Origin of the sequence: Mediterranea massiliensis (assembly GCF_900128475.1) — a bacterium.
In the GTDB taxonomy this organism is placed as follows: Bacteria; Bacteroidota; Bacteroidia; order Bacteroidales; family Bacteroidaceae; genus Bacteroides; species Bacteroides massiliensis_E.
In genome coordinates, this window is sequence record NZ_LT635838.1 from 1 (window position 1) to 11665 (window position 11665).

An 11665-nucleotide genomic window follows, 5' to 3' on the forward strand; every position below is an offset into this window, starting at 1 on the left:
GTTTCGCTCTTGTACTACTGTATTGTTTATGTAAATCTCATCAAAGATCGCTCTTTCTTGACGCCTTCCGTTTTTAAGGGAAAGCGGTTGCAAAGGTAAGGAGTTTTTGGCATATCCTCCAAATTTTTGCGGAACTTTTTTCGAAGTTTTTTTTCGGAACGGAGCTCCGGGGTGTCCTTCTCAAAAGCGGGTGCAAAGGTAAGGAGTTATTTTCAAACCGCCAAACGTTTTGCGAAGTTTTTTCGAAGTTTCTTTTCCGAAGGCTGCCGGGGAAGGGCCGTCCGCTTGGGCCTCTCTTGCGAAAGGCGGGACCTGAGCCGCAAACCGTCCGGAGCACCCTGCGCCAAACGTCTCCGCAACATTCTGTCAAGCATCGCCGCTTCCTTTCCGAAAGCGGGTGCAAAAGTACGGGTTATTTCCATACTCGCAAAATCTGCGCAAGTTATTTTTTGAACTTTTCCGCAGGGTTTTACGCAAACTGCTGGTTTACAGATATGTTACAAAACATAATTTTCCCATGCTTGTGGAGGCAGGAAAAAGAAGGCACACATTATAATATTTCACGCGGGCGCATCGCGCGCGCATGACAATTACAATTACAGTTTCGGAAAAGGAAACGGCGACTTCCCGTCCGGAAAGCAATGATTTGAAGAGGGAAAAAGGATGCATTACAGAACACAAACGAAGGGAAAAGAATGTGCGAAAACAAAAGGGAGGATGCGCACAGGACGGAAAGAGAATGTACATATCCTGCAATAGAAGGGAAAAAATGGGCAGAAAAACTAAAAAAGGCTCGGAAACGCTCCTGCCAAGTAGCTGTTTCCGAACCTCTTGATCCCTTCTACAAAATAATAGAATTATTTTAACGGATAATGGTAATAGTCCCCTCCTTTACCTTCTTCTCTTTCTGAGGAGCATCGGCAGGTTCATATCCCAAAGCCGCACAGCCATAAACCTTATGATTCTGAGGAACTCCCAAGCGAGTAAGGAGGGCACGGACTTCAGGATCATCGCAAGTCTGCCCCAACTGATTAATCCAGCAAGAACCGATACCCAACGAACGTGCTGCCAAGAAAATATTTTCCAATGCACAAGCACAATCCATCGGTGCCCACCATTGGGTAGGTTCGTTGGAAACAATCACCAAAGTAGGAGCATGGTAATAACAACAATAAGTCGTACTATGCCCGCGTTCGCGCAAGCGGGGCTCGCCACTTTTGGCAAATGCACCCTTGATGGCCTCGTTCAACTCGGTCAGAACCGCCGCATCCTGAATGGCCGTAAAATGCCATGTTTCATAATGCATACCATTGGGAGCATAGGTAGCCGCTTCGAGAATCAAATCCAAATCGTGTGCCGACACCTGACGGTCGGTATAGGTACGCACACTGTGGCGTGCCTTGATGTTTTGCAATACTTCGTTCTTCATTTCTTCTATTTATTGTGGTTCAACGTTTCACCAATCCTATCTTGACATTCAGTTTGAAATACCAGGAGCCATTCTCACGCTCCAAAAAACCATACTTATCCTTCTCCAACGCTCCTTTTTCAAAGCGCGTATTAAGGTAAAGGAATTCGGCAAAATCCTGTCGGCACGACTGATGGTAACAAAACACTTCGCCTTGCCCGTCGACCAGCAGCATGCCCTCGACGGCCGAGTCGGCTCCATTGAAAATCTTGGCGGGACGCATGCCTAAAGCCAGAGCCAGCAGGAACTGCTTCATCTTGTACTCATAGAACCGATGTTTCTGGATGAGTTCATCCTTTATCTTCAACGGATTGAGTTCCTTGATGCGCTCTGTCAGCTCAGAGACGCGAGTAATGCCTTCGAGATGCATCAGGCGCACCATCTCGGCCAACATACGGGGAAAATGCAGGTCAATCATCAGCAGGTTGCAACGGAACACGCGGTCGGCCACATCGCTATACTTCAGCACGCCGCCCAGCCGTTCAATCATCAGCATACGCTCGGCCACCTCGTTGGGCGATTCGGGCAGGGCATTGACCTTGTTGACCGTAGGCACGGCAAACTTCACGCCTGTCTGTTCCAACTTCAAGTTGGCCGTACGCCCGCCGTCGAGCAACGGATTCATGGGACTCAACCTACAACGCACGCACAAGCCCGTCAAGGGAGCGTCCGCCTGCCAAAAAGCCACCTTGAAGTCGGTACGGTCATCGGTCTTGGCTTCCAGATCGTAGATGCGTACGGCATCGAGAAATCCTTCCAACCCATCAGGCACTTCAACTTCCTCGCCCGATGCATTCTTCAGAATATCAAGTATATAGTCGGCCGCTTCGCCAAAGTCGGTTCTCGGAAAAGCAACCGGCTCCGCCTCTTCCTTCGGCACAAACTGTCCGTTACGGTCCACCTCGCCCGACACCATGCGAACCTCCTCCGCTTCGATGTAATAACGGCGCGTACCGTCGTGCTCCTCGCGCTGAACCAGCGCCACAGGCCGGCAACGATTCATGTCCTTTTGTACCTGAGGCGTACCCATATATACCTTTCCATCCGCCAACAGACGGAAAAAAGCATAAATCTCGCCCAATTCTCTTTTTGTCGCTTTGAACATATATGATAATGTATAAAGTTAACAATATAATAGATTTCTACTCCTCTACTCTCAACGTTTCCACTTTCTCCAGCCGTGCACGCAAGCGTGGCATCAGGGAGCTGCGTATGCGGAGGGTCATACGGCAATCCGTGTCGTAACCCTGCTCCACAATCTCGGGCCCTTCTTCCTTGACCACCCGCATCACGTCGTTCATGAAAGGATATTCGAACCAGAAGCAGATGCACTCGTCCACAGTTTTCTCCACAACTTCAGCGGCGGCAATGGCTTCGGCAGCGGCAGCCTTGTAGGCTACAATCAATCCGCTTGTCCCCAACTTGATGCCTCCGAAGTAACGCACCACGATGATAAGGATATCCGTCAGCTCGTTCGAGTTTATCTGCCCCAGGATAGGTTTGCCTGCCGTACCCGACGGCTCACCATTGTCGTTCGCCCGGAAGTCTTTGCGCTGAGGGCCCAGCATATAGGCGTAGCACACGTGGCGGGCATCATAGTATTTCTTCTGATACCCCTCCAGCAACGCCTTCACTTCGTCCACCGTACGCACAGGCAAGGCAATGGCGATAAACTTGCTCCGCTTCTCCGTGTAAATGCCTTCGGCAGGAGCGGCAATGGTTCTGTATACGTCTTCGTTCATACCGACAAAGATAGTGCATTTTTCCACTTACTCCTCGCCTATTCCCGACAAAAATCCTAATTTTGCAGAGTACCAAGTCCTAAACGTCATGAGAAAGTTTGTCCTCGCCATCGACTCCTTCAAAGGAAGTCTCACGTCCACCGAAGCCGAAGCAGCCGCCCGCGAAGGCATCCTGCGGATATACCCTCGGGCTGAAACCCTTTGCATCCCGATAGCCGACGGAGGTGAAGGCATGCTGGATGCCTTGTCCACTTTAGGAGGACAGGAGGTACACCTCCGTGTACAGGGTCCCCTGAATGACAAGGTGGAAGCACGCTATCTGATTACTGCCGACAGACAGACTGCCTATATTGAAATGGCTTCGGCCAGCGGCCTGACTCTCGTACCCGAAAACTTGCGCACCCCCCTGCAAACCACGACCCGCGGAACAGGCGAACTGATGCGTGATGCCCTCGACCGTGGATGTCGCCGTCTGGTCGTCGGCCTCGGCGGCAGTGCCACCAACGACGGAGGTATGGGGATGCTCAGTGCCTTGGGCATCCGTTTCCTGGACCGGCAAGGGAAAGAGTTGGAAGGACGGGGCAAGGATATGACAGCAACGGTCCGGATAGATACCTCGCTCGCCCACCCTGCCTTGAAAACCACCCGATGTACAGCTGCCTGCGACGTCCGCAATCCCTTCTACGGTACCGAAGGTGCAGCCTGCATCTTTGCCCCCCAAAAGGGAGCCACCCCCGACGATGTGCAACTGCTCGACCAAGGCCTGCAACACCTGGCCCAACTCTACCAACAAGCGACAGGAATCGACATCGCCACCCTACCTGGTGCCGGAGCCGCAGGCGGACTGGGCGGCGCGCTGGCCGCCTTCCTGCATGCCGACTTACGTCCAGGCATCAGCCTGCTGCTGGAGGCCAACGGTTTTCAAGACAAAATAAAGGGGGCCGATCTGATCATTACAGGCGAGGGACGTGCCGACCGACAGACCCTGATGGGAAAAGTTCCGGCAGGAGTACTGCACGAAGCTGTACGGGCAGGCATTCCCATTGCTCTGATAGCAGGACAAATTGCAGACGAAGAAGAACTGCATGCAGCCGGATTCTACCATGTATGCGCCACTACCCCTCAAGACATGCCGCTCTGCGTAGCCATGCAAAAGCATACAGCCCAAGAGAATATCCGCCAGGCAATGGAGCAGCTTTTAAAAAATTGGAATAAATAGACATTCCACCGGTCTATTGCGGCGTTTTTTCTTTCTCCAGTTCACGGCGGAAGAGAGCCGGCGACACTCCGAAACAACGTTTGAAAAACTTGCCGAAAGCCGACTGGTCACTAAAACATAACTGGTCGGATACGTCCTGCACACTATATCCCGGATTGCGTAAAGCCACTTTGGCTTCAGTCAGAAGCAATTCATCGATTATACTCCGTGCAGTCTTTCCATACAACCTTTTCAAGGCAGCATTCAACGCATTGACCGACACGCCCAACTGCTCACAGTACCAGTTCACTTCGTGGCGTTCGCAACAGAAAGTGTGGACCAGATATAGAAAATGAGAAACTGTGTCACCCCAATGATAAGATTCTTCCGCTCCGTAAACAGACTCATGGCGACGGAAAATCGTATTCCATAACTCACACTGGCAGGAAGACAAAAGGCTCTGCAGCAATTCCCTATGGAAAACATCATTGCCTCCCAGCATTACCCCGAACAAGACAGAAGAAAGTTCCCCCAAACGCTCTGCCTCTTCCTGCTCCAACAAGACAAAGGGACTACGGACATATTCCATCATTTTTTCAGAGATTCGGGAACGAAGTTTGACAGTTACCTCGTGGAAGAAATTCCGTTCCACCACCAACAGATATGCTTTCAAGCAACCATCCATATGGACATTCTCCCAACGATTGGAATCAATAAAGTCAATATAGACGGGTGAAACGAATCCCATACGGTCACCGTTCAACGTCAGATGAAGTTCGCCTCCTATCATCAGCAAACTGATATGGTAACCGTCATCAGGAATGTCCAGTGCCCACTTCATGGCCTCACCTTCCAGTCTTGCCATCACTATTTCATGACCATAAGAGGCCACTTCCACCTTTCCACCCGCAGGCATTCCCTTGGAAAGCCAGCCATGAACGTCTTCTGCCAGATTCTTCATTCGCTCCATTTTTTATGATTCCTAATCTACGCCGGCTCTCTCTTCATGGCTGTATTTTCAACGACTTCTCATCCGATTTGCCGGTAAATATAAAGGAAAGACACGATAGGCCGAAGCCTTTTTTCACTTATTAAAAATTATAAAGCAAAAAAGTGGTAATATGCGATTTTAAACCAATCAAAAGTGAAATGAAACCAGAAGAAGGCCTCACATTGCCGATAACTTTGCGCCCATCAATCAAACGGATTAAGTTAATTAAGAATGAAAAGAATGTTTTTACGGGCAAGTGCATGGAGCCTCTGCCTCCTGCTTGCCACCGCATGCAAGAATGCCCCTCAGGACATGAATGGAGGAAACTACAGGACAATGGAAGTGACACGCGGAACACGTACACTCAGCCAAAGTTACACAGCTGTCATCAATGGTCGGCAAAGCGTGGAAATACGTCCGCAAGTAAGCGGTACCATCACCCAAGTATGCATCGCCGAAGGTGCTAAAGTAAAGAAAGGACAGACACTGGTCATCATCGACCAGGTACCTTATAAAGCGGCACTGGAAACAGCTGTCGCCAACGTAAAAAGCGCTGAAGCATCCGTAGGCACAGCCCGACTGACAGCCAACAGCAAAGAACAGCTTTTCAAAGAAAAAGTAGTGTCAGACTTTGATCTGCAGACTGCCCGCAACAGCCTGTTGCAAGCCGAAGCCACTCTGGCACAAGCCAAGGCAGAAGAAGTGAACGCACGCAACAACCTGTCGTATACCGAGGTAAAAAGCCCGGTAGACGGAGTGTCGGGCATGCTCCCCTATCGTGTAGGCGCATTGGTCGATGCCTCCATCACTACACCGCTCACCACCGTATCCGACGATAAAGAAATGTATGTCTACTTCTCCATGACCGAAAGTCAGATATTGTCCCTGATACGTCAATACAAGACACTCGACGAAGCCTTGAAACAGATGCCCGAAGTGGAACTGAAACTGAGCGACGGACTGACATACGCCCACAAAGGCCGCATCGATGCCATCAGCGGAACGATTGATACCAGTACAGGAGCCGTCAGCTTGAGGGCCACCTTCCCCAATCCGGGACACATGCTCCGCAACGGTGGTAGCGGTACAGTCATTTTCCCTTATGTGAAAGAGAATGTACTGATCATTCCCCAGGAAGCCACCTATGAAATTCAAGACAAAATTTTTGTTTATAAGGTTGTAGACGGTAAGGCCACTTCTTCACAAGTGACCGTATTCCCCATCAACGATGGGAAAGAGTACATCGTGGAAGATGGAATAAAAGAAGGAGACACTATCATCGCCGAAGGAGCCGGACTGGTTCAGGAAGGAACTGCAGTAGGTGCACCAGCACCCGAAAGCACCTCTGCCAACTAAACCTGAAAGGAGGAAAACGTTATGAAACTCAGAACATTCATCGACCGCCCCATCCTGGCATGCGTCATATCAGTACTGATACTGATGCTGGGCCTCATCAGCCTGTTCAACCTGCCTATGGAACAATATCCCGACATTGCACCGCCTACCGTCATGGTATCTACCAGCTACACGGGAGCCAATGCCGAAACCGTACAGAAGAGCGTCATCGTACCGTTGGAAGAGGCCATCAACGGCGTGGAGAACATGACCTACATGACTTCGACCGCCACCAACAACGGTTCGGGCAGCATCACCGTGTATTTCAAACAGGGCACCGACCCCGATATGGCCACCATCAACACTAAGAACCGTGTATCCGAAGCCGAAGGCCTTCTGCCCGCCGAGGTAACCAAAATCGGTGTGACTGTTGAAAAAAGACAGAACAGTATGCTGAAGATTCTGGCCCTCTACAGCCCCGACGACAGTTACGACCAGACCTTCATCAACAACTATTTCAAGATCAATGTAGAGCCACGTATTTCGCGTATCACAGGCGTAGGAAACGTCAATGTGATGGGTGGCGACTACGCCATGCGTATCTGGCTCAATCCGCAGATCATGGCCCAGTACTCGCTGGTACCCGATGACGTTATCAGTGCCCTGGGCGACCAGAACGTTGAAGCAGCTACCGGTACGCTGGGCGAAGATTCTGAAAATACCTACCAATACACCTTGAAGTACCGCGGACGTTACGAGACCTCCGAAGAGTTCGGCAACATCGTCATCAAGTCCCTGGCCAACGGTGAAGTGCTCCGCCTAAAAGATGTCGCCAAAGTGGAACTGGGGGCACAGAGCTATGCCTACAACAGCGAGATAAACGGCCATCCGGGAGCTACCTGCATGATTTCGCAAACGGCCGGCTCCAACGCCAACGAAATCATCCAAGAAATAGACAAGCTGACTGAAGAAATAGCCAAAGAACTGCCCAAGGGCCTGGTACTGACTGACCTGATGAGTACCAAAGACTTCCTCGATGCCTCCATCCACGAAGTGGTAAAGACGCTGGTTGAAGCCATTATCCTGGTTATCCTCGTTGTGTACGTCTTCCTGCAAAGCGTCCGCTCCACCATCATTCCGGCCGTATCCATCATCGTGTCGCTGGTCGGAACGTTCGCTTTCCTCTACGTAGCCGGCTTCAGCCTTAACCTGCTGACACTGTTTGCCCTCGTACTGGTCATCGGTACGGTGGTGGACGATGCCATTGTGGTGGTCGAAGCGGTACAGGCCAAGTTTGACGAAGGCGTCCGCTCGCCCTACAAGGCTACTACCGGAGCCATGGACGGCATTGCTGCCGCCATTGTCACCACATCGCTGGTGTTCATGGCCGTATTCATCCCGTCATCGTTCATGGGAGGAACCAGCGGAACGTTCTACATGCAGTTCGGTCTGACGATGGCCGTAGCCGTGGGTATATCCGCCATCAATGCCCTGACGTTGAGTCCGGCCCTGTGCGCACTCATCATGACTCCACATATCGATGCCTCTACGGGCCAGAAACTGAGTTTTTCTTCCCGCTTCCACCAGGCCTTCGAAGCTTCGTTCAACCGCCTCATCCTACGCTATAAAGGTGGAGTGAAATGGTTCTTCCGGCGCAAATGGATAGTAGGAACGGCACTGGTTGCCAGCATCGCCCTGCTGGTAGTCCTGATGAAGACCACCAAGACCGGACTGGTGCCCGACGAAGACATGGGCTGTATCTTCATGAACGTCACGACCCCTCCGGGCAGTAGTCTTTCGCAGACCGTCAAAGCCATGTCCGAAGTGGAAAAGTGCATCAAGGACATCCCGCAGATAGACCGTTACTCCAACGTGAGCGGTTACAGCATGATGGGCGGACAGGCTCCTTCGGGCGGTATGCTCATCATCAAGCTGAAGCCTTGGGAGGAACGTGCTGGAAGCGAAGACAACATCAACGCCGTCATCAACGAGATATACCGCCGCACGGCCAACGTCAAGTCCGCCAAGCTCTTCGTCTTCGCCCAGCCTACCATCATGGGTTACGGTATGGGCAGCGGTTTTGAGCTTTACGTGCAGGACCGTGCCGGAGGTGACATCAACACGTTGCAGAAATACACCACGAACTTCATTGCCGCCCTGAACCAACGGCCCGAAATCCAGATGGCCTATACTTCGTTCGACACGAAGTTCCCTCAATATACCGTCGAAGTAGACGCCGCCCGCTGCCAGCGGGCAGGCGTGACGACCACCGATGTACTCAGCGCACTGTCCGGCTTCATCGGCGGTAACTATTCGTCCAACTTCAACCGTTTTTCCAAGCTCTACCGCGTCATGGTGCAGGCCGACAAAACCTATCGTCTGGACAAGGATGCGCTGAACAACATGTTCATCCGTACCTCCTCGGGCGAAATGGCCCCCATCGGCCAGTTCGTCACACTGACCAAGGTATATGGCACCGAAACGCTCAGCCGCTTCAACCTCTACAGCTCCATCCAGGTGAACGGACTTCCGGCCGACGGCTACAGCACAGGCGAAGCCATTGCAGCCATTGAAGAGGTAGCCAAAGAGACACTGCCCGTGGGCTACGGCTACGAATTCGGAGGCATCACGCGTGAAGAAGCCGGAAGCGGAAGCAATACGGTTATCATCTTCGGCATCTGCATCATCTTCGTCTACCTCATCCTCTGTGCGCTCTACGAGAGTCTCCTCGTTCCACTGGCCGTCATGCTGAGTGTACCGTTCGGACTGATGGGAAGCTTTCTCTTCGCCAAGATGTGGGGACTTGAAAACAACATCTACATGCAAACGGGTCTCATCATGCTGATCGGTCTGCTGGCCAAGACAGCCATCCTGCTGACGGAATACGCCTCGGCCCGCCGCCGTCAGGGCATGACCATCGCCCAGGCAGCCGTATCGGCAGCCGGCGTCCGCCTGCGCCCCATCCTGATGACTGCCCTCACGATGATTATCGGTCTGTTCCCGCTGGTAGTAGCTTCGGGTGCCGGCGCCAACGGTAACATCTCGCTGGGCGTAGGAACGGTAGGCGGTATGCTGATAGGTACCCTGGCCCTGCTCTTCGTGGTGCCCACGCTGTTCATTGTCTTCCAGACGCTGCAAGAAAGACTGATGCCTGCCCGCAAACATGAAGAGGACTGATTCTTATATAAACTCTAACAGAAAGAAGAACATGAAACATATATGGATAGCCGCCCTGTCATTGCTGACAACCAGTTGCGGCATATACAACAAATACGAGCGGCCCGAACTGGGCACGGTTCAGACCGACAGCCTCTACCGCGCCGAAGCCGCTCCCGACACGACCTCGTCCATCGCTTCGCTGGGATGGGAGGAACTGTTCACCGACCCTTACCTCCAGTCGCTCATACAGCGCGGGCTGAAGGCCAATACCGACCTGCAGACAGCCGCCTTGCGCGTCAAGGAGGCACAGGCCGCCCTGATGTCGTCCAAGCTGGCCTACCTGCCTTCCCTGCAACTCGACCCGCAGGGCAGTCTCTCCAGCTACGACGGCAGCAAAACGCAGAAAACCTATTCGCTGGGGGGCTCTGCCTCGTGGGAAATCGACCTCTTCGGAAAGCTGACCAATGCCAAGCGCAGTGCCCGTGCGGCCCTGCTCGAAAGCGAAGCCTACCGACAGGCCATGCAGACCCAAGTCATAGCCACCGTAGCCGACAGCTACTATGCCCTGCTGATGCTTGACGAACAGGTAAGAGTCACCACACAGACAGCCGAAAGCTGGCGCGAATATGTCAAGTCGCTACATGCCCTGATGAATGCGGGCCAGGCCGACCGTGCCACCCTGAGCCAGGCTGAAGCCTCCCGCCTCAGTGCCGAATCGTCGCTCCTCTCGCTCCAGCAGCAGGTAGCCGAACAGGAGAATGCCCTGTGCACCTTCCTGGGTGAAGTGCCCCGCCACATCGAACGAGGTACACTGGACGAGCAGCAATTCCCCGACCACATGTCTGTCGGCCTGCCCATCGAGCTCCTGTCCCGACGTCCTGATGTACGCCAGTCGGAAGCCTCGCTCATGCAGGCCTTCTATGCCACCAATTCCGCCCGTTCGGCCTTCTACCCCAGCATCACGCTGAGCGGAAGTGCCGGATGGACCAACAGCGGCGGAGCGGCCATCACCAATCCCGGCGCCTGGCTTCTGCAGGCGGTAGGCTCGCTGGTGCAGCCGCTCTTCAACCGCGGGCAGAACATTGCCAACCTGAAGATAGCCAAGGCGCAGCAGGAAGAAGCGGTACTGGCCTTCAAACAGTCACTGCTCGATGCCGGACAGGAAGTGAACAACGCCCTTATCCAGTGGCAGACGGCCCGCGAACAGATCCTGCTGGACAGGGAACAAGTGAAACATCTGGAAACCACCGTTTCGGATACACGCCTGCTGATGAAGTACGGAACGGTGAACTATCTGCAGGTGCTCACCGCCCGCCAGTCGCTCCTCTCGGCTCAGCTGACCCTGGCTTCCGACCGCTACAATGAAATACAAGGCGTCATCAACCTCTACCATGCTTTGGGCGGAGGAGCTGACCAATAAATTCATACGGGACATTTCCCAAAAGGGGTTTTCCTAATACCGTGTTAACTAAATCTACTCTCTCTTCATAAACCAATATTATGAAGTCAACCTGAAGCCCGCACCATTCGTGACGAACCGTGCGGGTTTATTTCATACCAGTAAGCATCAGAAGCACAAACAGATAACACTTTATTTTCACTTTACGCATAATAAAGTACCGCTTTATCAGTAATAAAGCAATGCTTTAACAGCAATAAAGCATTGCTTTAAAGCGTTTAAAGCACCGCTTTAATCCGTGTAAAGCAAATACATCACCCACTTTCAGGCACCCTCCCCCATCCTGTAATAGAATTTTATGCCCGTCCGGCGA

At 52.5% G+C, this 11665-nt stretch carries 8 protein-coding genes; 4 read left to right on the plus strand and 4 right to left on the minus strand.

What is annotated here, in order from left to right; genetic code table 11:
- Nucleotides 1-862: 862 nt before the first annotated feature.
- From BQ7483_RS10020 to BQ7483_RS10030, 3 genes are read right to left on the minus strand one after another with little or no spacing between them, the layout of a single operon-like run.
- Nucleotides 863-1429 (minus strand): nitroreductase family protein, encoded by a 567-nt coding sequence (locus tag BQ7483_RS10020; protein ID WP_072545810.1) that lies wholly within the window; start codon nucleotides 1427-1429, stop codon nucleotides 863-865.
- A gap of 19 nt (nucleotides 1430-1448) precedes the next feature.
- A complete protein-coding gene (locus BQ7483_RS10025; protein WP_072545811.1) occupies nucleotides 1449-2573 on the minus strand; it encodes an HpaII family restriction endonuclease in 1125 nt (374 codons plus the stop codon).
- Between the two features lie 37 nt (nucleotides 2574-2610).
- Nucleotides 2611-3210, minus strand: coding sequence for an IMPACT family protein (locus BQ7483_RS10030; protein ID WP_022020678.1), 600 nt, complete (start codon nucleotides 3208-3210; stop codon nucleotides 2611-2613).
- 88 nt (nucleotides 3211-3298) lie between these two features.
- Here BQ7483_RS10030 and BQ7483_RS10035 point away from each other — a divergent pair, with 88 nt between their 5' ends.
- The gene (locus BQ7483_RS10035) at nucleotides 3299-4429 is read left to right on the plus strand and encodes a glycerate kinase family protein (RefSeq protein WP_072545812.1); all 1131 of its coding nucleotides are present in this window, start codon (nucleotides 3299-3301) and stop codon (nucleotides 4427-4429) included.
- A 13-nt stretch (nucleotides 4430-4442) separates the two neighbouring features.
- On the opposite strand, the gene BQ7483_RS10040 is transcribed toward BQ7483_RS10035, so the two are convergent.
- On the minus strand, nucleotides 4443-5369 hold the full coding sequence (locus BQ7483_RS10040) for a helix-turn-helix domain-containing protein (protein WP_162274252.1): 927 nt from the start codon (nucleotides 5367-5369) through the stop codon (nucleotides 4443-4445).
- A 261-nt stretch (nucleotides 5370-5630) separates the two neighbouring features.
- Here BQ7483_RS10040 and BQ7483_RS10045 point away from each other — a divergent pair, with 261 nt between their 5' ends.
- The 3 genes from BQ7483_RS10045 to BQ7483_RS10055 are packed head-to-tail and all read left to right on the plus strand — an operon-like array spanning nucleotide 5631 to nucleotide 11313.
- Nucleotides 5631-6755: an efflux RND transporter periplasmic adaptor subunit gene (locus tag BQ7483_RS10045; RefSeq protein WP_072545814.1), complete on the plus strand. Its 1125-nt coding sequence runs from the start codon at nucleotides 5631-5633 to the stop codon at nucleotides 6753-6755.
- 21 nt (nucleotides 6756-6776) lie between these two features.
- Nucleotides 6777-9911 carry an efflux RND transporter permease subunit gene (locus tag BQ7483_RS10050; RefSeq protein ID WP_072545815.1) on the plus strand — a complete coding sequence of 1045 codons (3135 nt, stop codon included), beginning with the start codon at nucleotides 6777-6779 and terminating at the stop codon, nucleotides 9909-9911.
- 31 nt (nucleotides 9912-9942) lie between these two features.
- Nucleotides 9943-11313, plus strand: coding sequence for an efflux transporter outer membrane subunit (locus BQ7483_RS10055; RefSeq protein WP_072545816.1), 1371 nt, complete (start codon nucleotides 9943-9945; stop codon nucleotides 11311-11313).
- Nucleotides 11314-11665 lie beyond the last annotated feature (352 nt).